This is a genomic window from Abiotrophia defectiva ATCC 49176, from assembly GCF_037041345.1.
Taxonomy (GTDB): Bacteria; Bacillota; Bacilli; order Lactobacillales; family Aerococcaceae; genus Abiotrophia.
Map to the genome: position 1 here is coordinate 1,047,138 of NZ_CP146287.1, position 22,703 is coordinate 1,069,840.

Genomic DNA, 22,703 nt, shown 5'->3' on the forward strand with positions numbered 1-22,703 from the left:
AATTGTAAACTATCTAGTACAACAACTTTTATATGTTCATTATAACACTCATATTTTAAAATGCAAGCCCTTTAGTTCAGAAACACCAAGTAAAATATCTTGTTATATCAAGGTTTACACCGGTTTCACAAAGTCGCGCAGCTTGTGTAAAAGTTTGTGAAATATCTATCCTGTACTAATCCTGTTTGCCCATAATTTGTCATCTGTATTAGTACATTTGCCTCTAACCCTAGTCCTACACGTTTTCTTTTTCTTACAAAAAATCTATAACAAGTAAGTCTGATGCAGATCTATCTTCTTCTACAAGTAAAATGAACAAACTTTATTACCCTACCCTCATTGTCTTGCACAAAGTCAAAGCAAAAAAATAACCATCGTCCAATCAGACGATGGTTAAAAAAACTAATTTGCTTCTGAAGCCTGAGATTGGATGTCCAATACTAAATAACAGTCTAAGACATTACCCAATTTGGCTAAATCAGGCGCTTGCGAGCCGTTAGCAAGACGATCCGACAAAGGAATCTCACTAGCAGCAAAGACGACACTATGGCCTGTATCCCCTAAGAGACAGACTTGGTGCTGGGCTTTATCAAGGGCTAGGACTTTCAATAATTGATGCGGATTGGTTTTTAATTCTTTTAGCAAGAGGACACCACGCGAACCACGTCCTAGTTCAGGTATGACAGTTAGGTCGCTGCGTTTCACATTGCCTCGTTGAGTCAAGGCAAAGAGTTGAGGGCGTTTTGCCTCTTGATTAACTACTAGGCAGGCTACCACCTGGTCTTCTTCTTTCAACTTAATAGCTGTTACCCCTTTGGCTTTCAGACCCATTTCTGATACTAAATCAGCTGAGTAACGCAAGCAATAAGACCGTTTGGTCAACAAGACCACTTCATAGTTCTGGCCGGTCTTAAGGCATTCTGCAGCTACCACTTCATCTTGATCGTCCACTAAATTCATAGCCTTTGCCGTCCGAGTTTTATAGGATCGATAAGTCGTGAAGGCCGATAATGGCGTCTGCTTAATCATACCCGCCTTAGTCGCCAAGATTAGTTTATGATCCTCCTGGCTTGCCACAAAAGCCTTAACAAAGCGTTCACCATCTTGAAGTTGATAGTTTTGGGACAGATGGACCCCAAGATCCTTCCATTTAATTTCAGGCAGTTCATGCACCGGAATATGGATATAATTCCCCTTTGAAGTGATAATGACTAATTCTTGATGTGTACTGAGTTCCTCGACAAAAATTGGATAGTCAAAGTCACGTAAGCCTAAACTATTTAGATCAGATGAGGCAAAGGAACGCAGGCTGGTCCGCTTCATATAGCCTTCCTTGGTCAAAGAAACCATAACTTGCTCGTCTGGAATCAGAATATGAGTATCGATTTCTAGGCTTTGAACCTCTGCTTGTATTTGGCTACGACGCGGTGTCGCAAAGTCTTTTTTGATAGCTTTAAGTTCATTAATCAGAACCTTATTGAGGATTTCAGGATTGGATAGGATATTTTGATACATCAGAATCCGCTCATTCAATTCCAAACGTTCCTGTTGCAAGGCCGTAATGTCAGTATTGGTTAAGCGATAGAGTTGTAAGGATACGATGGCTTCCGCTTGCTCCATAGAAAAATCAAACTCGGCAACTAAGTTTTCCTTAGCATCCTGCTTATTATCAGAGCGACGAATAGTGGCAATGACTTCATCCAGAATGGAGACTACCCGAATCAAACCATCTACAATATGTAGACGTTTTTGGTCATTAGCCAAATCATACTGAGTGCGACGGGTTAGGACTTCCTGCTGGTGACTGATATAGGCTTCCAACATGGTTTGTAAGTTAACCAGTTCAGGTCGTCTTTTGTTAATCGCGACCATGTTAAAATGGTAGTTCACTTGCAAGTCAGTATGTTTCAGAAGATAGGTCAGAATCCCTTTGGCGTCAACGTCACGCTTAAGTTCGACTACCAGACGCACTCCATTACGGTCAGATTCATCGCGAACATCTGCGATACCCTCTACCTTACGCTGAATGCGAATTTCGTCCAAACGTTGAATGAGTTTACTCTTATTGACCTCGTATGGTAGCTCAGTCACCACAATCTGACTTTTCCCACCTTTTAGACTTTCAATGTCAGTTTGCGAAACTAAGGTAATCTTACCTTGGCCTGTCTTATAGGCCTGTTGAATGGCATCTATACCTTGAATAATGGCTCCCGTAGGGAAGTCAGGGCCCGGCACCAACTCCAACAATTCCTCTAACTTAGGACGCTTGTGGATTAAGAGATAGATGACGGCATCAATAATTTCACCTAGATTATGAGGGGGAATTTCAGTGGCGTAACCAGCTGAAATCCCTGTTGCCCCATTGACTAGGAGATTTGGGAAACGTGCTGGTAGAACCGTTGGCTCCTCTTCCGTATCATCGAAGTTAAGGATAAAATCAACAGTTTCTTGCTTAATATCACGCAGTAACTGAGCCGCAATAGGTGACAGGCGGGCTTCGGTATAACGCATAGCCGCGGCTGGGTCCCCATCCATGGAACCATTATTCCCGTGCATATCAATCAGAGGATTGCGCAACTTCCAGTCTTGACTCATGCGGACCATGGCTTCATAGACAGAAGAGTCCCCATGAGGGTGATAGTTACCGATGACATTACCGACCGTCTTAGCGGACTTACGGTAAGGATTGTCGGCTGTATTCCGGTCACGATACATAGCGTATAGAATCCGGCGTTGAACCGGTTTGAGACCGTCTCGAATATCTGGCAAGGCCCGGTCTTGAATGATGTACTTGGAATATCGGCCAAAGCGATCACCAATCACATCTGCAAAGCTTAATTCTTGAATCATTTCTTGGCTCATGCTTAGACCTCCTCATCATTAAAGAGTGAAAATTCACCGGAATCCTGAGCAATCAACTCAGGCCCTTGGGCTTCTTGACGCGCATCTTGTTGTTTGACTAAACTTTCATGATGGGCATGACTGGATTCTTGCCCTTGTGACATTTCCAGAATTGAGTCTTCTGTATCTAGTGTAAAGCTAACATGACGCTCAATCCACTTACGACGAGGCTCTACCTTATTCCCCATCAGAGTGGTCAGACGACGTTCCGCGCGTGCCCCATCATCAATCGTGACACGAATCAATAGACGGGTTTCTGGGTTCATGGTAGTATCCCATAGCTGGTCGGCATTCATTTCCCCAAGACCTTTATAGCGTTGTAGAACATAGCCTTTGCCAACTTTGGCAATTTTGCTGGCTAATTCTTCATCTGTCCAGGCATATTCCACCACTTGCTTCTTACCTGATCCTTTAGATATTTTGAAGAGTGGCGGCATAGCTAAATAGACCTTGCCCGCTTCTAACAAGGGCTTCATATAACGGTAGAAGAAAGTTAAGAGTAAGACTTGAATGTGGGCACCATCCGTGTCCGCGTCGGTCATGATAATGACTTTGTTGTAGTTAACCGACTCTAGGTCAAAATCTGCCCCTACTCCAGCCCCGATGGTATAAATCATGGTATTGATTTCCTCGTTTTTAAGGATATCTTGCATAGACGCTTTTTCGGTGTTGATGACCTTACCGCGAAGTGGCAGGATGGCTTGATACTGACGATTTCGGCCAAGCTTAGCTGAACCACCAGCAGAGTCACCTTCGACTAGGTAGAGTTCGTTCTTGCTGGAATCCTTTGATTGAGCCTTAGTTAATTTACCGGAAATTGCTCGTTCTTGGGCCTGCTTCTTAGAACCAGATCGCGCCGCGTCACGAGCCTTACGCGCCGCTTCGCGCGTTTCTCTGGCCTTAATGGCCTTACGCAGAATCATCTGAGAGAAGTTGCCATTCTCATTGAGATAGGCCGTCATTTTTTCGTTAACGAAGTTTTCTACCAGTGGGCGCGCCTTAGGCGTTCCAAGTTTTTCCTTGGTTTGACCTTCGAATTGCAGGTATTCCTCAGGAATACGTAGCGAAATAACCGCTGTTAGCCCTTCTCTGACATCTGACCCCTCTAGGTTCTTATCCTTGTCTTTGAGCAGCCCCACCTTACGTGCATAGTCATTGAAGGCCTTGGTCATGCCGGTCTTCATCCCAACCTCATGGCTACCCCCGCCACCTGTGCGAACATTATTGGCGAAGGATAGAATGGTCTCAGAATAGCCATCATTATATTGAAAGGCAAAATCAATTTCAAAGCCCTCAACCTCACCAGCAAAACCAGCGATATCTCCAAGGGTATCTTTCTCTTCATTTAAATAAGTAATGAAGTCAATCAGACCTTGGCTGAAGTGGAAGACCTCATGATAATCAATACGCTCATCGATTAGTTCAATCGTTAGGTCCTTAAGCAGAAAGGCAGACTCACGCAAACGTTCTGCAATCGTCTCACTGTTTATGCTAGCATGGCCAAAAATCTTGCTATCCGGCATAAAATGCACGGTAGTTCCATGTTTAGACTTGTTGGAGTTCTTAGTCTTAATGAGTTTAGTAACCGGCACGCCCCCATTCTCAAAACGCATTTGATAGGTATAGCCATCACGGTCCACCTCAACCTGCACCCAAGTAGAGAGCGCATTGACCACTGAAGCCCCTACCCCGTGAAGACCACCAGCCGACTTATAACCACCTTGACCAAATTTACCGCCGGCATGGAGGACAGTAAAGACCACTTCAATGGTTGGCTTACCTGAAGCATGCAAGCCGACTGGCAAACCACGGCCATTATCTTGAACTTTAACACTGCCATCTTGACAGATGGTTACCTTAATATGGTCTGCAAAACCTGACAAAGCTTCATCGACAGCATTGTCCACAATTTCATATAAAAGGTGATGCAAGCCACGTTGATCAGTAGAGCCGATATACATACCCGGACGCTTACGTACGGCTTCTAAACCCTCTAGGATTTGGATGGCATCATCACCATAATTTGTTAATAATTGCTGCTTGTCAGCCACTATTGTCACCTCAACTTTTTGTTTCAACTGTTCTATCATACCAAATACTAGGTCTAGATTTCAATTAAATCTTTCATCTGGCCCATTCTAGCGCATCATCCGCCAAATAGCAACTGAAAGATGTCCCCTGGCCTTTTTTTTAGTAGGAATTCGTGATACACTAAAGGGGAATTTAAAGGAGGCTCTCTATGCATCTCAAAATCCTATTGATTATTGCCACCTACTTACTAGGCTCCATCCCTACTGGGGTTTGGTATTCACGTCTACGCTATCGTCAAGACGTGCGCCAAACAGGCTCTGGTAACAGTGGCGCGACTAACATTGGACGTACCTACGGCTTTCAGTCAGCCGTCTTAGTTGCCATGATTGATGTCTTAAAAGGCTGGATTCCAGTTCTCTTGGCCAAATGGCTCTTCACAGATAATGCCTGGGTGATCTCAGCTGTCGCACTTGCAGCCTTAATTGGCCATGCCTATCCCATCTGGGCCAACTTCAAGGGCGGCAAGATTGTTGCTACTTCTATCGGAGTCTTGCTAGGCTTCCATTTCTGGATTGCCTTGGTCATGGTGATTAGCTTCTTTACCCTACTCTATCTAACCAGTACTGTTAGCTTCTCGGCCATGGTCTCTTATAGCTTGACCGCCTGCTACCTCTTCTTGACTCAGCCTAATAAAATCTACGGCGTGACCTTTATCCTTATCGCCCTCTTCATGATTTATCGTCATCGTCAGAATATCGAACGCCTACTGCGCCATGAAGAAAAGACCATCAGCTTTGGTCTCGGCCTCTGGCTCAATCAGCATGGATCCAAGGATTCATCACAAGCTAAATAAAAGTAAACACGCTTAGCTCCCCTGAGAGTTAAGCGTGTTTTTTTACTTGTCTTTTTCAGCCAGATAAGCCTCAATAACTTGCATAAAGTCATAGCCATACTGTGATAATTTCTTCTGCCCCACACCTGAAATGGTCAGGAAGGCTGTTTCCGTCGTCGGGAAATGACGACACAAGGCGCGCAAGGTAGCATCCGAAAAAATAATAAAAGGTGGCACCTGATGCTTTTGAGCCAAATCATAGCGGACTTGCCGTAAACGCTCAAAGAGTACTTGGTCATAAGCGTCGTGACTCTCATTGCCCCGTGCCTTGACTTGGCTCATCTTAGCAATACTCATTGCCAAAGTATGCTTAATACTTACTTGTTCCTGCCCCTTTAGCACCGGCTTAGCCTTAAAAGTTAGGTTGAGAATGGGATAGTCTTGGCCTACCATCTTAAGATAACCTTCTACCACCAAGGCACTAATATAACGCTTAATTTGAGCTTCTGGTATGTCTTTCATGAGACCATAAGTGGGCAGATCAGCCAGATATGTTCCTTTGATGTCTGCCTTCTGACTGCCCTTAAGGACCTCGGCCACCTTAGTCAAACCATAGCGTTGGCCCATACGATAGACACAGGCTAGAATCTTTTGCGCAGGCACCGTAATATCAACCTGTTCCACTGTCGTCGTGCAATTGGTACAGGACTGACAATTTGTCTCATGTGGTGATTCACCAAAGTAACGTAACATAAAGCCCCGCAAACACTGAGTAGTTCGGCAATAGTCAATCATTTCATTGAGTTTCTGGCGTCCGATTGGATCGCCACCTTGTTCAATCAGGTAGACATTGGTCATAATGTCGCGGTCTGAATAGAACAAGGTACAACGAGAGTCTTCCCCATCACGGCCAGCACGGCCTGCTTCCTGATAGTAGGATTCCAAATCCTTAGGCATAGCATAATGAATGACCTGACGCACATTGGATTTATCAATCCCCATACCAAAGGCATTAGTTGCCACCACCACCTGAATCTCATCAAATTGAAAGGCGCGTTGAGCAGCGTGTCGATCTAACATGTCCATTCCAGCATGGTAGGGTCTGGCCTGTATTCCGGCCTGATTTAGCTTACTAGCGACAGACTCCACGTCTTTGCGTGTAGCGCAATAGACGATGCTGGGCTCGCCACTGGCCAATAATTCCTTTAGCCTTCTCATTTTATCTCCTGGTTCTTCCAAGGCAAAGAAAAGATTTGGCCGGTCAAAGCCCGTTACCATTTCAAAGGGCTTTTGCAGCCCTAAATAATGGACAATGTCTTGCCTAACCTGTTGCGTGGCTGTCGCCGTAAAAGCCGCCATAATCGGTCGTTTGGCTAGATAGTTTAGCAAATGAGGAATGGCTTGGTAAGAAGGACGAAAGTCATTGCCCCATTGGGAGATACAGTGAGCTTCATCCACCGCCACTAAACTAACCTCTAATTGGCTGACTAAGTTCAAAAAATAGTCATTTGACAGGCGCTCTGGCGCAATATAGGCTAATTTGACTCGCCCACTTCTTAGGGCCGTTACTGCTTGACGATTTTCTTCCAAGCTTTGCCCACTATTAATCAGTACGGCAGGTATGCCCATGGCTTCCAAGCTAGAAACTTGATCTTGCATTAGCGAAATAAGCGGCGAAATCACCAAGGTAACCCCTGGCATCAACATAGCTGGCACTTGAAAGCAGAGAGACTTACCGGCAGATGTTGGCATAATGGCCATAGCATCCCGTCCAGATAGAATGGCATCAATAATGGCTTCTTGACCAGGACGAAAATGATCATACCCATAGTAGGCTTTTAGAACCCCCATTTTGGTTTGGGGTGCCAATTCAAGGGAATGCATATGTCTAGCCTCGCTTTCTGCTAATTCCTAAATTTCTTGTCTTAGTTTTTCTTAGTAAAAGTCAGGGTGTAGTCATGGGTGGATACATTGGATGGTCCCACTTCGATGACCTGGTATTTTTCTGGCCACTGGCCACTGGTCTCACTGCTATCCGCAATGCCTGCCCATGGTTCTAGGCAGACAAATGGTGCTTTAGCAGGATACGGAGACCAAATCCCCACAAAGGTCATGCCATGATGGCTGAGTCCGATGCTTGCCTGGGCGTCTTCTAGAAGCAACTCAGTCTCTGGCTTGATTTGATAGATGAGCGCATCCTTTTTAAATGTCTTGTGACTAAGCTCCATTCGACTCAACTCTTGGTAGCGTGCCTTATTAAGCTCAATTAAGCCACTGGCTATATCTAGGGGGATATGGCGCAACATCTCTTGCGGTTGGAAGCTAAGGTATACCTCATCAAACTCGTCCTTATCATTTTGGCAGACATTAAAGGCCGGATGTCCCCCAATGTTATAGTATAATACCTGGCTAGCATTAGGATTGTGGACCGTATAAGAAACAGTCAAACCTGGGCCAGACAAAATATAGGAGACTTGCAGCACAAAGTCAAAAGGATAAAGGGCTTTGGTCTCATCATTTGATGTAAGTTCAAAGGTAACCGCTTGTTGCGACTGAGCAATGACACGAAAGTAACTATCTCTAGCAAAACCATGACGTGGTAAGTGATAGTCTTGCCCTTGATAGGAGACAGCCCCTTCCTTTAAGCTACCCACAATCGGAAAGAGAATGGGTGCCTGACGTCCCCAGTAGTTGGGATCCCCTTGCCAGATGAATTCATAAGCAGACGCACGGTCCAAGACAGAGGTCAATTCAGCCCCCATCTCCTTAATTTTTACAATCACTTGCTCATTCTCTAGTTGTATCATGGATATACCTCCTCAAATCTCGTTATGCGAGTTGCTTATAAGATATAGTGGCTTAAATCAGGACTTTCTACTATTTTATCTAAACGTTGACTGACATAGGCCCCATTAATCTCAATACGGCCCATGTTCATATCCGCGGCTTCATAGAGTAATTCCTCTAAGACGGTCTCGACAATAGTATGGAGACGACGAGCCCCAATATTATCGGTTGACTCATTTAATAGCACCGCGTATTCCGCCATTTTATCAATGGCAGATTCCGTGAAGATAACTTCTACCCCTTCAGTTGCTAGCATGGCTTGATATTGATGCAAAATAGCGTGAGCTGGCTCTTGCAGGATACGGCGGAAATCATCCACCTTAAGGTCGGTCAACTGGACACGGATTGGGAAGCGGCCTTGTAATTCAGGAATTAAATCAGAAGGTTTGGCCACATGGAAGGCACCCGATCCAATAAAGAGAATATGATCAGTTGAAATAATACCATACTTAGTCTGAACGTCACTTCCTTCGACAATCGGAAGAATGTCACGTTGGACCCCTTGGCGACTAACTTCTCCTCCATGGTTGGAAGAAGTCGCAATCTTATCGATCTCGTCGATAAAAATAATCCCGCTGTTTTGAGCCAGTTCTAAAGCCTGTTGGTTGATATCATCCTGATTAACTAGGTGATCTGACTCTTCTTCTGTCAGTAATTCAAGGGCTTCCTTGACGGTCACACTGCGTTTGATTTTTTTCTTAGGACGTAAGTTTTGGAACTCGGATTGGACGTCCATCATTTGTTCCATCATAGGGTTTAAGTTGTTGAGTTGCAGTTTCTTCTCTTCTAACTCAATGGTGACTTCCTTGTCATTAAGTAAGCCTTGACGCAATTGCTCCTTGATTTGGCGGCGACTGACCTTAATGTCATCTGTCACCACTTCCTGAGGTTCCTCCTGGCTTTGAGTCATTTGTTGCAACATAGCCATAAAATCATTAGGTTGGGCCTGTTGTTTTTTCTCTTGTTTAATACCAGGTTTCAGAGCCTTTGCTAGACGGGTCAAGGCACGCTCATAGGCCTCTTCTCTCACTTCTTGATGTTTAATCTTCTTGACCATGCGAATGCTGGCTTCAACCAAGTCACGTACCATGGCCTCTACGTCACGACCAACATAACCGATTTCGGTATACTTGGTCGCTTCTACTTTGACAAAAGGAGCATTGGCAATTTCAGCCAAGCGTCGCGCAATCTCGGTCTTCCCGACCCCAGTTGGCCCAATCATCAAGATGTTCTTTGGCTTTACTTCAGCCTGCATATCAGGGTCTAACTTGAGACGGCGCAGACGATTGCGCAAAGCAATAGCAATGGCACGTTTGGCTTCATCTTGTCCGATAATGTATTTATTTAACTCATTGACAACATAACGTGGTGTTAATTGACTCATAATCAATTCATCCCTTCTATTATAATAGCAAGTCAGCCCTCTTAGGCTTCTTCCACACGGATTTGGTCATTGGTGAAGACATCAATCTCACTAGCAATTTGCAAGGCTTGCTTGGCAATGTCTACGGCACTCAATTCAGGCGCGTTACGCTTGAGAGCACGGGCTGCTGCTAAGGCATAGTTACCCCCAGAGCCAATAGTCAAAATCCCATCATCTGGCTCAATGACTTCACCGGTCCCACTGACCATGAGGAGATTCTCTTTATCCATAACGATTAGTAGAGCTTCTAGCTTCTGTAAAGTACGATCAGAACGCCAAGATTTGGCTAGTTCGACAGCCGCTCTGGTCAATTGTCCTTGGTGCTCACTGAGCTTTGTCTCGAACATTTCTGATAAGGTGATAGCGTCCGCTACACCACCTGCAAAGCCAACTAGAACTTGGTTATGATAAATGCGTCGAATCTTGCGGGCAGAGCCTTTCATAATGACTTGTTGGCCCATGGTAATTTGGCCATCACCAGCCATGGCTAGTTGATTATCTTTTTTTACAGCACAAATTGTTGTCATGATGGTCACTTCCTTTTAACGTGATTATTTATCTTGCTTAGCTTGTTTAGCTCTAGGATGAGCTTTAAGGTATTGGCTGCGCAATTGGTCTTTAGTTACATGCGTATAAATTTGGGTTGAACTGAGGTTGGCGTGGCCCAAGAGTTCTTGAACCGTTCTCAGATCTGCCCCTTTATTGAGCAAATGCGTAGCAAAAGAATGCCGCAATTTGTGGGGATAAATCTTCAAGTTCATAGCTTGTTCTTGAACCAAACTGTTAAGTCGCGTCCGAATCTGTCTAGGTGTCATTTGAGCACCCTTGTCAGTCAGTAGCAGGTATTGACTCTTCTTAGAGTCTATTTTTGGTCTTAGATGCGTTAAATAATCGCGAATGGCTTGGGTTGCCGAATCACCCAAGGGGACGATACGCTCCTTATTTCCCTTCCCTAGAACACGAATAAGTTGTACCTCTAAGTTGAGGCGATCTAAGCTCAATTCGCTCAGTTCGCTGACCCGCATACCGGTCGCATAGAGAACTTCTAGAAGCATTCGGTCACGCCAGGCCGCATCATCTTCCCGCTTATATAGGGAATCAAAGAGTTGAGTCAGTTCTTCTTCATAGAAGAATTGTGGTAAAGTCTTTTTCTTTACCTGATACTGAACCAATTCCATGGGATTAGTCTCAAGCCATCCCTGGCTTAAGCAGTAGGTAAAAAATGACCGTAGACTGGATAATTTACGGCGGATACTAGTCTTTGCATAGGCTTGTTCATTGAGATAAGCCAAATAGAGTCTAACATCTTGATAGGCAATTTGCTTCAAATCGCCGCCACCGCTAGTCTCAATAAAAGACTGAAAAGCCACTAAGTCTTGTTGATAGGCAACTAGGGTCTTCTGGGAATAGCGTCTTTCAACACTGATATATTGGAGAAAACGCGCAATAGCATCTTGCATAAGACCACCGACTTCCATTCTTTCTATGTCTTTTAGTGTATCACTTTTTTGCTTTTGAAGCGACTGCCCCGCCTCATTTACTCTCATTTGTTAAGAATTGATAAACAAAAAGAGATTAAACCGAGGTTTAATCTCTTTCATGCCGGCAAGGGACTCACTTACTTTTGAATATCTTCTTGATAGTCACAGTGACTGCAAGCAACTTGTTTGCCCTTGCGACTTGTTTTTTCTACTAGATAGTGTTGGCAGACTGGGCAGTCGCGACCAACTGGCTTATCCCAAGAGACAAAGTCACAGTCAGGATATCGATTACAGCCAAAGAAGAGCCGATTCTTCTTGGATTGGCGTTCGACCACTTGGCCCTGATGACACTGCGGACAGGTCACCCCAATGGTTTTGACGATTGCTTCTGTATGGCGGCAATCTGGGAAATTGCTGCAAGCATAGAACTTACCAAAACGGCCAATCTTAATGACCATATCGTGGCCACATTCAGGACAGGCAAAACCAGCTGGCTCATCCTTGATATCAATCTTAGCTACTTCTTCTTCGGCCTTGGTTAAATTGCCTTTAAAGCCTTCATAGAAGGATTCTAGGACTTGAACCCACTGGAACTCGCCTTCTTCAATAGCATCTAGTTCCGTTTCTAAGCCAGCCGTAAACTCGGTATTCACGATATTAGGGAAATAACTAGTCATGAGATTATTGACAATCTCGCCTAGTTCAGTTGGTTCAAACCGCTTGGCTACCATTTTGACATAGTAACGCTTGCGCAGAGTTTCAATCGTTGGTGAATAGGTAGATGGACGGCCAATCCCCTTTTCTTCTAAGACCTTAACCAAGGAAGCTTCGTTGTAACGAGCAGGTGGTTGGGTGAAGTGCTGACTTGGCTTCATATCCGCAACCTTGACTGCTTCTCCAACTTTTAAGTCTGGCAGGAAGTTATCCTTAGTTCCTTGAGATGGATAAACCTTAAGGAAACCAGGGAATTTAATCTTAGAGCCATTTGCACGGAAGGTCGCACCATTCTGACTTAAGTCGCAACGAATGGTGTCGTAGACTGCATCTGCCATCTGACTGGCTACAAAACGTGACCAAATCAAATTATAGAGTCGATATTGGTCCTTAGTTAAGGATGCTTGGATAGACTCTGGAGTAAGTGTCACATTGGATGGTCGAATGGCTTCGTGGGCATCTTGTGCACTTTGGCTATTACGGACTACCTTGCCAGGTCCAAGGTATTCAGATCCAAAGGTCTCGTCAATATAATCCAAGGCAGCTTGACGGGCACTTGGCGCAATACGGGTTGAGTCAGTACGCATATAGGTAATCAAACCGACTGTGTTACGGCCAAGGCTAATCCCTTCATAGAGCTGTTGAGCGACCATCATGGTTTTGCTGGTACGGAAGCCAAGACGATTAGAAGCTTCTTGTTGTAGAGTTGAGGTAGTAAATGGGGCTTGTGACTTACGACGACGCTCCTTCTCCTCAATCTCATCTATCTTGAATGGGGCCTTTTGATCAATTCGCGCCATCACCGTTTGGACATCTTGGTGGCTCTTAAGCTCACGCTTCTTGCCATCCAGTGCATAAAAATCAGCCTGGAACTTGGTTTTGCCCTTAAGGAAGGTTGTGGGAATATCCCAATACTCTTCTGGTTTGAAGTTTCGGATTTCTAGTTCGCGATCAATAATCAGCTTCAATGCTGTCGACTGCACCCGACCAGCAGATAAGCCTTTTTTAACTTTCTTCCATAATATAGGTGAAATAGAATAACCGACTACCCGGTCCAAGATTCGACGCGCCTGTTGGGCATCAACTAGTTCTTGGTCAATGGCGCGCGGATGCTTGAAGGCCTCTTTAACAGAATCCTTGGTAATTTCGTTAAAGACTACGCGATTCTTGTCGTTTGGATCTAAACCTAAAATATAGGACAGATGCCAAGCAATTGCTTCCCCTTCGCGGTCCGGGTCGGCTGCCAAATAGACTTTTTCAGCTTTTTTGGCGTATTTGCGCAGTTCCTTAATGGTATCTCCGCGACCACGAATGTTAATGTAGCTAGGTTCAAAATGGTTGTCGATGTCCACACCCATTTTACTCTTAGGCAAATCACGCAAGTGTCCTTTGCTGGCTACTACTTTATAGTTCTTACCCAAGTATTTATCAATAGTTTTTGCTTTTGTTGGTGATTCGACAATCACCAGATATTTATAAGTCACCTGATCGACACATCCCTTTCTCGAGCAAGGGGGCTTGCTTCAATGTAAATCGTATCAATCTTAGACGAAACCGGATCGCTTGTCAACACTTTTAATTCTTTATTGCTTGGAGACGATAGAGAGTTTCCAGGTCTCCCAAGAAGTCTGGCAAGCTATAAATGGCATTAGCTCCCGCTTCAATTAACTGATTACATCCGGCTGAATTGGTCTCACTCAAATGTCCTGGACAGACATAAATCTCTCGATTATACTGTAGGGCAAAATTAGCCGTGATGAGGCTTCCGCTCTTCAAGGCTGCTTCCACAACAACCAGTGCTGGTGCAATCCCCGCCACCAAGCGATTACGCATAATAAAATGATGTTTTTTGATTCCTATATGAGGCAAATACTCTGACAAGAGCAATTGGGATTGCCCTAATTCAGCCATAAGGCTTGTATGACTTCGTGGATAACAGGTGCCAAAGCCAGCTGGTAAGATGGCAATAGTTTTGCCGCCAGGGGAACCCAGAGCCGTTCGATGGACCATGGCATCTACTCCCAAGGCCATCCCTGAGACACAGACATAGCCTGATTGACATAAGGCTTGAGTTAAAGAACTGGCATCTTTTTGGCCTTGGAGACTTATGGCACGAGTCCCAACAATGGAAATCAGTGGCTCTTGTAACCATTCAATATGCCCTTGATAATAGATTAATAAGGGAGGCTTAGGAATCTCTAACCAAGCCCTAGGATAAGTAGGCTCTCCAATCATAAGAGTATGCTTAGCCAAGTCCTTGACTCTCAGATAGCTTTGGTCATCCAGATAAAAATGAAAGCCTGGATTTTCTAATATGCCTTCTTCTTTCTGGACTTCTATCAGCATGGACTGACAGTCTACAAGGCTAAGTGCATGACGATGGCAAGCTCTATTAATGGCATGCTTAAGGTAATACCAAATCTCACGATAGTTAGCACCTTCAAGGCTTAAAAGAATGAGTTGTTCCTTCATCGACAAATCCATCAAGATTCCCCCTTCATACTATATATAGGCCAAAAGGAGAATAAAACACGTCTAAAAAAGATAAAAAGTTACAAGACTATATAAATAGTCAGAAAAGCATATATATAAGGGAGACTGGGATTGAATCCCTGTCTCCCTTATTCTAGTTAAAGTTCTTATAGGGTACTTTCTTTAGATAAGCTATCTAGCAAGTCAAGCCCTTGGCGGGACATACCATCAATAATGAAGTGATATGGCTGCCCTTGGTCATCATAGAGAATAAGACCTGACAAATAGCCTTCGTGCTTAAGGTATTCTAAAGCTGAAATCACTTGGTCCTGGCTGTAAGAATGTGCCTCTACAAAGTCTAATAGGTTTTCCAATTCGAAATGAACGGGCAGCTGACGATCAAGCGCTAAAAGTAAGTCCCTCACTAGAGATTTTCTTGGTCTCATAACACTCTCCCTTTCTGATGAATAAACCAGGCATGATACCACTCATTTTGTTAACATATGAGCATTTCTTCGCAAAATAGATTCTTGCTTTAAAATATAGTATATAACTATCATAAAGCGTTTTCAATCAGCTGTCAAGTAAGTATAAATAAGCCAGCAGACTAAATAAATCTACTGGCTTAGGAGTTATCTAAAGTGTCTTCTTCTTCTTGGCTACCTTACTCAAGCTAACTTTAGCTAAAGTATTGTAGGCCTGAAATTGATTAATAAAGGTATGGTCGCTAACCTCACGCTTAAGGTCCACGATATAGTCTAACTTAAGCAAGGCATCGCCATCTTCAAAAGATATGGAGGCCAGTTCTACAGACTGACAAAGCGCTTCAAAAATCCCCTCAAAGAGCAAATCATAATCTTGGTCAGCCGAAATTTTCACAGTCAGATAGCGCCGTGATTGGCTTGTATTAGCAAAATTGACATGTTCCAAAATCAAGAGCAGACAGGTCAAAACAAGGGTAAAGCCAAGGGCTAGGAAGATATAGCCCATCCCACAGGCTAAACCGATGGCAGTCGCCATAAAAATAACTAGCATCTCCTTGTCGCCCCCTGCCGCTGAACGAAAACGAATGAGGCTAAAGGTCCCGGCTACAGCCACACTGGTACCCAAATTACCGTTGACTAAAAAGATAATCATGGCAATGATAGTTGGCAAAAGAGCCAAAGTAATAACAAAATCCTTTGTATAAAGCGTCTTATACTTATAGACCCAAGCCAACCAGAGACCATTTAGTAAAGCCACTAGCAGTGACATCATTAACATTTCAGGCTTAGCATTGGCTTCATTTGCCACATAAACTGAATTGAATAATTGGTTCATAAACCTACCTCCCTATTATAAAGCCAAGCGAACTTCTGAAGCTTTTAAAGTTTTAGAATAGGCTTGGCCGTATTTAGAGAAAGAAATTTCTTCAACTTGATGACGGTTCAAGATTTCAACCATCCAGTCAGGTTGATCGCCATTGACCTTGATTTCTAGAATAACTTGATTTTCCTCGATTAATGGTTCTCCATGCCGCCCAGCTGTTAAATCTAAGGCGTAGTTTCGGTAAACAACTTCGCGGTCAATGGTTACACGAACCTTAGGATCTTCAATTCCACGATAGGAGTGGCGATTATAACCAATAAACATCATTGGCTTAAGTGCTACGTAGCGACGTTGTAGCTCTAATAAGGTTAATTGCAACTCTGGGTTAGCATCTGGATGAGCTTTGGTAGGATGGGCGACATAGTGAATGATATCTGCCATATCGGCTACAAAACGGTACTTATGCCCCACTTCTAAAATCTTCTTCTTAATCTCTAAGAAGGCAAAACTATCAGACTTAGGCTTAGCATCATAGGTTCTCATTCGGACTTTCTCGCGTCCATGTAATCTAGCTAATGAATCTTCCACTAAGTCATAGTCTACATTATCAAAATACAAGTTACTTATCGTCGAGACAGGGTAGTCATCTGGCACCAGGTGTTGACTAAACTCCTTCTCTAATGCCGCCATGGTCTTGGCATCCACTAAGTATTTACTCTCGATACGCTGGAAATTCTTTTGAACTTTATGCTCTTTCATTTTTACTCCTCCTAATTCTACATATGTAGTATATAGATGATAAAGATAAGCTCTCTAGGAGCTAATGAATATACTACATTTGTCGTTTATAACTATATTCTACACTTGTAGTTTTTTTACAATTCAAGTCAATTTTCCATTTGTAATACGATTGTTATATTTGCAAAACCACATACAAAAAGTCTAGCGAGAGCTCTGTCGTCTCTCGCTAGACTTCAAATCTATATTTGTTTATTAATCATCTACATCCGGATCGTCTGGGTCATCCGGATCGTCTGGGTCATCCGGATCATCCGTGTCATCTTTGTCATCAGATTCATCGTCATCGCTATCTTTCAAGATGGACTGCACATTGAGTAAAGGTCTAAATACTGACGGTGCCTGTGACGACTCTGCATTAGAAGTTTGGCTAGCTACATGTTCAGAACTTGTGACGCTCTCACTTGGTTGAGAATTCGAGACTAAAACTTGGTTGGTCTCATGAACTCGTAAAATTTGCCCATCTATCACACTAATTTGGTACTGATAAATGGTATTCTGATATTGGAAAGCCACAAAATAGCGATCCTGGGATAGCTCTATTTCTAAGGCTTGCACCTGGTCAGGCGTCAGGCCAGCCTCTGCTAAAGCATAATCTCGTGCTTGATCACTAGAAATTTTTGGCTCACTTATCTGATTCTCTACCACTTGATTGGCAGGAGGTTGTGCCATTACAAAGACAGAACGCGATAGTAAGACCAAAGCGGCAACTCCTAGAATGGCAAGAACAGACAAGAATCTAATCGGATAGCGATTATCCATAATAGCAAGAATACGTCGCTTGAGGTTAAAGCGATTAGAATAGAAACAAGTTGTTAAAGCCACTTGGTTTTTTTTGCTTCGGTCAATCATGGTCAGGATTGTCTCACCATAAAAGATGCGATAACTAACATCTTGTTGAGCTAATACGGTAGCATCACAGTACATTTCCCCTGCTTCCAATAACTCCTTGCTTGCGAAACGAACCAATGGGTTGTACCAGTAGAGACTCTTAATAAACATGGCTAAAAGACTAACATAAACATCTCCGTGCTTATAGTGGACCAATTCATGATGGAAGATTAAACTAAATTCTTCCTCTGTGTAGTCAAGCTCAGGAAGCACAATGGTTGGATTTCTGAAGCCAAATAAGAGAGGACTGTGAACCAACGGGCAATAAATTAGGCCAATTTCGCGTTTTACACCCACAAGATCTTGCATCTCAGCTAAGGTTTCCCAGATGGCTAAATCTTCAACAGGGTCGCCCCATCGCTTGAGCATGGTCTGGAACTTGATGTAACTATAGAGCTGACGCCCAAGATAAATCAAGACACCTAATAGCCAGACCAACAAGATAGCATGTAAAATGTTAAAAGACCATGCAGAAGTCGGCACTGATGCTCCTGAAGCTTCTATTGGTGTCGACCCCATATGAGCCGGAGCTGAGGTCGGAAGTAATGGTGCGGGTGGTTGCACCTCAATTAAGCCTAGATTAAAGGCTGGTCTGAATGGTAACAAGAGGCTCAGGATAACCCCAATCCAAATATAATATTTACTACGGACTGACAGCCGATTCTTGAAGAGCATAAAACAAATACTGACAAGTGGGATTAAGCAAGAAACTGACAAGCTAGTCAAAAAGAAGTTAAAGAGTAAATCTTGCATCTAGTCCCCTCCTCACTAGGATTTATGCTGATTAAGCAAGTCACGCAATTCGTCCATGTCAGAATCGGACAAGGAATTTGAGCGGAACAAGTTATTGATAAAACCACTGAGAGAGTGACCCTTGTAGCGATTCAAAAAGTCAGAGGCCTCAACCTCCAGATAATCTGCTTCTGAAACTAGTGCAATATAGTGACGTTCCCGGCCCACTCGCTCGCTATTGAGATAGCCTTTTTCAGTAAGACGAGCCAAGACCGTAAGCAAGGTTTGTGGCTTCCAATGATTGTCTTCACCTAGATATTCAATAATCTGAGCAGAAGTGGTAGGCTGTGGCAATTGCCAGATGGCCTTCAAGATAGTAAATTCGCCATCAGCTAGTCGTTTAATTTTTGCTGCCATAGGAATCTCCTTTCGTTTGATAAAATCAATCTTTTTCACTTTAATTCTACAAATGTCTAAGGGCTTTGTCAAGCCTATCTTGCCTTCTCTATAGAAAAATCGGCTCCATAGCGGAACCGATTGAATTTTATGATTCATATGTTTTGTACATGGACTTAACCGGTTCAAAGCTCCGACGATGAATAGGAGTGTAACCTACTCTATCCAAGGCCTCTAAATGTTCCTTAGTCCCATAGCCCATATTCCGTTCAAAACCAAACTCTGGATAGGTCTTGCTGTATTGGACCATTAACTCATCTCGATATACCTTGGCGATAATTGAAGCTGCCGCAATGGATAAGGAACGTTGATCGCCTTTGACCAAGGACTCTTGTGGCAAATCAGCATCAATATTGATGGCATCCAGTAGCAAATAATCAGGTTTTACATTTAAGGCTTCAACAGCAGCCTTCATGCCCTGGCGAGTGGCTTGATAGATATTTTCCCGGTCAATAATGGCCGGAGGAATGGCAACAATTTTAAGATCAAGGGCGACCTCACGAATTTGTCGAGCAAACTCTAGACGTTTTGCGTGTGAGAGTTGCTTAGAGTCTGTCACCCCAACCAGTAAATGCTGGCAGTCTCTAGGCAGAACAACTGCTGCCACCACCACTGGACCAGCTAAAGGCCCACGCCCTACCTCATCTAATCCGGCAATCACTTGATAGCCAGCATTATAGGCTGCCATTTCATGTATAAGCCTTTTTTGGTGGTCGTGAAACATGATTTGTTGATTTTGTAGGCGTTTATGGCATTGTTCAAGCAATTTTTGGACACTTTTACGCTCGTCTTTTGCTAGTATCGCTAATAATTCATGAGACTCATCCTCTACTTCTAGCAAAGCATCCTTAATTTGACTTACAGTTAACTTAGACATTAATTTTCACCTACTAATGAGGCTTCTAAAGGCACTTGATCCAAGGTCAAACTACCTAATTGGTGCTGACGATAGTCAATGACTAATTTTGTAGATGCCTGATCATAATCATCCTTAAAGCCCAGTCGCTTAGTGGTAACTAAAAGTAACTCTACTAGGGGCAGTTGGCACTCTTGTTCAGTCAGACGGTAACGCTGTTTAAGCACATCCAGATTATTGCCTAATACTAATTCTAATAGGTAAAGAGCCAAATCATCCATATGAACCAGTTGGTCTTTGATGGCACCGGTTAGGGCTAATTTTTTGCCCACCAAAGGATCATCAAATTTAGGCCACAGAATCCCCGGCGTATCCAGTAATTCAAAATTGCGCCCTACTTTTAGCCAACGTTGCGCCTTGGTAACCCCGGGTTTATTCCCGGTAATGGCCTGGTTCTTACCCACAAAGCGATTGATTAAGGTAGATTTACCTACGTTAGGAATCCCCAGAATCATCAGGCGAATAGCACGCGGCTTGACACCTTTAGCAGCTTGTTTGGCAAAGTAATCTGACATAAGTAGCTGACACTGCTTCTCAAGTTGTTTGAGGCCTTTACCATGCTGAGCATCGATAGATAAAGCATGAATACCTTGACTTTGATAGTAATTAATCCAAGCCTGAGTCTTAGCAGGATCTGCTAAATCGGCCTTGTTGAGGACCATAATACGAGGCTTATTACCTACAATTTCGTCAATCAAGGGATTACGACTGGATTCAGGGATACGAGCGTCAACTAGTTCAATAACAATATCGACTAAATTGAGTTTTTCCTTGGCTTCACGTTTAGCTTTGGCCATATGGCCAGGAAACCATTGAATGGGTTGTGACACGAACTTTCCTCCTAGGACATAGTTTAAGGTGCGCTAATAGACAGGGAGCCATCTGCTTGGAGCTGATACTGCGCCATGCGTCGCATTTGATTGAAAGGCCAATAAACTAGGTCAGCTTTGCCCTGAACCGAAGCAATTGGGACTAGACCAAACTGACGACTATCCCCTGATCCTGGTCGGTTATCCCCCATAACAAAATAATATCCTTCAGGAATAGACTCGATTCCCAAGGTATCCCACAAGGAAAAATCTTGAGTAAATGGATGGCTATCAGCTTGAGATTTATTTGGTTCCAGGTATGGCTCCGGTACTGGCAAGTCATTGAGATAGAGTTGGTCATTCTTCACCTGCAAATGATCACCAGGCAAACCAATAACCCGCTTAACATAGGAATTTCCTGACCCTTTTGGATCAGGAAATACCACTACATCAAAGCGATTAATCTTAGCACTAGGAAAGAGCAGCATGTGCTCTCCATGATGGAGGGTTGCCTCCATAGAATGGCCATTAACCTGAAAAGGCTGCAGAATATACTTCCGAATACCTGTTAGGATTAAGACGGAAATCATGAGATAGAAGACCACATTGACCAAGTCACGGCCTAATTTTCTTAGTGATCTCATGAGTTACTTCCTTGCTTAAGTACTTCTTTGGCCTTGTCGTACTGCGCATCATGAGTCTTGAGATAATCACGGGTTGCCTCGTTGAGGGCATCTGCTGTTTTACCAGTTACTTGCCCATCTTCAGTCAATCCCTTATCCTTTTGGAAGGCCTTAACAGCAGCTTCCATCTTGTCATCAAAGTATTCAGTAGACTCTAATTCATAGCCTAAAGCTTTAAGAATTAAGGCCAGATTTTTTACTCCGTCATTAGATTGGCCTTTGGCAAGGGTATCATCGTAGCTGAGGCTAACTGCCTTAGCCACCGGTTCTTGTTCGACAGCAACTGTCGGCTCAATCCCTTGTTTATGAATCCACTCACCTTTTGGCGTTAGCCATTTAGCGATCGTTAACTTCAATTCGCCAAGATCTGATTGATTAAGAACTTGTTGAACCGTCCCCTTACCAAAGGTCTTCTCGCCTACTAAATCATGTTTAGTGTTTTCCTTAATAGCAGCAGCTAAAATTTCACTAGCAGATGCTGAACCACCATCTATCAAGAAGACATAAGGCTCCGTGATTTTGAAGTCACCATATAGTTTGGAATCTGCTGAAAAGACAGTCGGATCACTGCCACGTTCTTGGGTTTGGAGGATGACATCGCCATCTTTTAAGAACATATTCCCAATAGCCAGCGCCTGACTTAAGAGGCCACCTGGGTCATTACGCAGGTCGAAGATGAAGCTCTTAGCTCCGTCTTCGCGGGCTTTCTTAACAGCATTCTCTAATTCCTTACCAGTATTCTCACCAAATTGGATAATTTTAATGTGGGCAATGGTCTTGTCTTGCTCATCCAAATTGCTAGTAACGGAATAATTTGGAATAGTGTCGCGAGTCAACTTGACATCAAAATTTGACCCGCCGCGACGAATGACTAGTTTAACTTCAGACCCCTTAGGGCCACGGATAAGTTTCATGACTTCTTGGGTCGTCTTGTCCTTAAGCTCTGTCCCATCTACACTGACAATGACGTCATTAGGCTGCAAACCAGCCTTAGACGCAGGCGTATCATCAAGGGCACTAATGACAACCATCTCGCCACCTTTGACTTGGAATTGAACCCCAATCCCTTCAAAGGAATCACTCATGGCATTATCGAAGGCAGTCGATTCTTCCTTGTTAAAATACTCTGAATAGGGGTCTTCTGTGGCAGATACCATCCCTTTCAGGGCACCTTCTAAAATCTTCTCTTTGTCAATTTCTTCAATGTAGCCTTCACGAATAGAACGATAGACTTCCTGAATTTTCTGAATGTCTTCATCTGAAAGCTGTTCTTTTGAGCCAAAGAGGCTAAATGGTGCAGCGGCTACAGGAACTGTTGTCGTAACGACACTGGTTGTTACCAGTAAGGCAGATAACCATTTCAATCCTTTTCTTAACTTCATCGAATCCCTTCTTTCCAAGAATATTGA

At 43.6% G+C, this 22,703-nt stretch carries 19 protein-coding genes; 1 reads left to right on the forward strand and 18 read right to left on the reverse strand.

The genetic code is table 11. From position 1 onward, the window contains the following. Positions 1 to 402: 402 nt before the first annotated feature. Positions 403 to 2,862: a DNA topoisomerase IV subunit A gene (gene parC / locus V7R82_RS04905; RefSeq protein WP_338541644.1), complete on the reverse strand. Its 2,460-nt coding sequence runs from the start codon at positions 2,860 to 2,862 to the stop codon at positions 403 to 405. Between the two features lie 2 nt (positions 2,863 to 2,864). Continuing rightward, entirely contained in the window at positions 2,865 to 4,979 is a 2,115-nt protein-coding gene (gene parE, locus V7R82_RS04910) for a DNA topoisomerase IV subunit B (RefSeq protein ID WP_422388377.1), read from the reverse strand. A 161-nt stretch (positions 4,980 to 5,140) separates the two neighbouring features. Between parE and plsY the strand changes: the two genes are divergently transcribed. Further along, entirely contained in the window at positions 5,141 to 5,785 is a 645-nt protein-coding gene (plsY, locus tag V7R82_RS04915; protein WP_311465525.1) for a glycerol-3-phosphate 1-O-acyltransferase PlsY, read from the forward strand. Positions 5,786 to 5,827: 42 nt separating this feature from the next. Here the strand turns inward: plsY and recQ are convergent, their stop codons facing one another. The 16 genes from recQ to V7R82_RS04995 all read right to left on the reverse strand — a co-directional run bounded on the left by recQ (position 5,828) and on the right by V7R82_RS04995 (position 22,676). Continuing rightward, a complete protein-coding gene (gene recQ / locus V7R82_RS04920) occupies positions 5,828 to 7,648 on the reverse strand; it encodes a DNA helicase RecQ (RefSeq protein ID WP_338541649.1) in 1,821 nt (606 codons plus the stop codon). Between the two features lie 41 nt (positions 7,649 to 7,689). Beyond that, positions 7,690 to 8,571 (reverse strand): aldose 1-epimerase family protein, encoded by an 882-nt coding sequence (locus V7R82_RS04925; RefSeq protein ID WP_338541651.1) that lies wholly within the window; start codon positions 8,569 to 8,571, stop codon positions 7,690 to 7,692. A gap of 35 nt (positions 8,572 to 8,606) precedes the next feature. Further along, a complete protein-coding gene (gene hslU, locus V7R82_RS04930) occupies positions 8,607 to 9,995 on the reverse strand; it encodes an ATP-dependent protease ATPase subunit HslU (protein ID WP_311468963.1) in 1,389 nt (462 codons plus the stop codon). Positions 9,996 to 10,036: 41 nt separating this feature from the next. Then, a complete protein-coding gene (gene hslV, locus V7R82_RS04935; protein WP_023392187.1) occupies positions 10,037 to 10,561 on the reverse strand; it encodes an HslVU peptidase proteolytic subunit in 525 nt (174 codons plus the stop codon). A 24-nt stretch (positions 10,562 to 10,585) separates the two neighbouring features. After that, positions 10,586 to 11,494 (reverse strand): tyrosine recombinase XerC, encoded by a 909-nt coding sequence (gene xerC, locus V7R82_RS04940; protein ID WP_338541658.1) that lies wholly within the window; start codon positions 11,492 to 11,494, stop codon positions 10,586 to 10,588. 158 nt (positions 11,495 to 11,652) lie between these two features. Further along, the gene (gene topA / locus V7R82_RS04945) at positions 11,653 to 13,713 is read right to left on the reverse strand and encodes a type I DNA topoisomerase (protein ID WP_338541660.1); all 2,061 of its coding nucleotides are present in this window, start codon (positions 13,711 to 13,713) and stop codon (positions 11,653 to 11,655) included. 91 nt (positions 13,714 to 13,804) lie between these two features. After that, positions 13,805 to 14,713, reverse strand: coding sequence for a DNA-processing protein DprA (gene dprA, locus V7R82_RS04950; RefSeq protein WP_338541662.1), 909 nt, complete (start codon positions 14,711 to 14,713; stop codon positions 13,805 to 13,807). 155 nt (positions 14,714 to 14,868) lie between these two features. Then, the gene (locus V7R82_RS04955; protein WP_314394523.1) at positions 14,869 to 15,147 is read right to left on the reverse strand and encodes a hypothetical protein; all 279 of its coding nucleotides are present in this window, start codon (positions 15,145 to 15,147) and stop codon (positions 14,869 to 14,871) included. A gap of 190 nt (positions 15,148 to 15,337) precedes the next feature. Next, positions 15,338 to 16,021 (reverse strand): DUF4956 domain-containing protein, encoded by a 684-nt coding sequence (locus V7R82_RS04960; protein WP_338541665.1) that lies wholly within the window; start codon positions 16,019 to 16,021, stop codon positions 15,338 to 15,340. 15 nt (positions 16,022 to 16,036) lie between these two features. Continuing rightward, complete coding sequence (locus V7R82_RS04965) at positions 16,037 to 16,768, reverse strand: polyphosphate polymerase domain-containing protein (RefSeq protein ID WP_338541667.1); 732 nt, start codon at positions 16,766 to 16,768, stop codon at positions 16,037 to 16,039. A gap of 234 nt (positions 16,769 to 17,002) precedes the next feature. Continuing rightward, the gene (locus V7R82_RS04970; protein ID WP_338541669.1) at positions 17,003 to 18,451 is read right to left on the reverse strand and encodes a M56 family metallopeptidase; all 1,449 of its coding nucleotides are present in this window, start codon (positions 18,449 to 18,451) and stop codon (positions 17,003 to 17,005) included. A gap of 15 nt (positions 18,452 to 18,466) precedes the next feature. After that, positions 18,467 to 18,847, reverse strand: a complete 381-nt coding sequence (locus V7R82_RS04975) for a BlaI/MecI/CopY family transcriptional regulator (RefSeq protein WP_306486620.1) — start codon at positions 18,845 to 18,847, stop codon at positions 18,467 to 18,469. A gap of 127 nt (positions 18,848 to 18,974) precedes the next feature. Then, on the reverse strand, positions 18,975 to 19,763 hold the full coding sequence (locus V7R82_RS04980) for a ribonuclease HII (RefSeq protein ID WP_338541674.1): 789 nt from the start codon (positions 19,761 to 19,763) through the stop codon (positions 18,975 to 18,977). Further along, entirely contained in the window at positions 19,763 to 20,599 is an 837-nt protein-coding gene (gene ylqF, locus V7R82_RS04985; RefSeq protein ID WP_338543740.1) for a ribosome biogenesis GTPase YlqF, read from the reverse strand. Before ylqF ends, V7R82_RS04980 begins: the two co-directional genes overlap by 1 nt. A 56-nt stretch (positions 20,600 to 20,655) precedes the next feature. Further along, entirely contained in the window at positions 20,656 to 21,255 is a 600-nt protein-coding gene (gene lepB / locus V7R82_RS04990) for a signal peptidase I (RefSeq protein WP_338541676.1), read from the reverse strand. Next, complete coding sequence (locus V7R82_RS04995) at positions 21,252 to 22,676, reverse strand: S41 family peptidase (protein WP_338541678.1); 1,425 nt, start codon at positions 22,674 to 22,676, stop codon at positions 21,252 to 21,254. Before V7R82_RS04995 ends, lepB begins: the two co-directional genes overlap by 4 nt. Positions 22,677 to 22,703 lie beyond the last annotated feature (27 nt).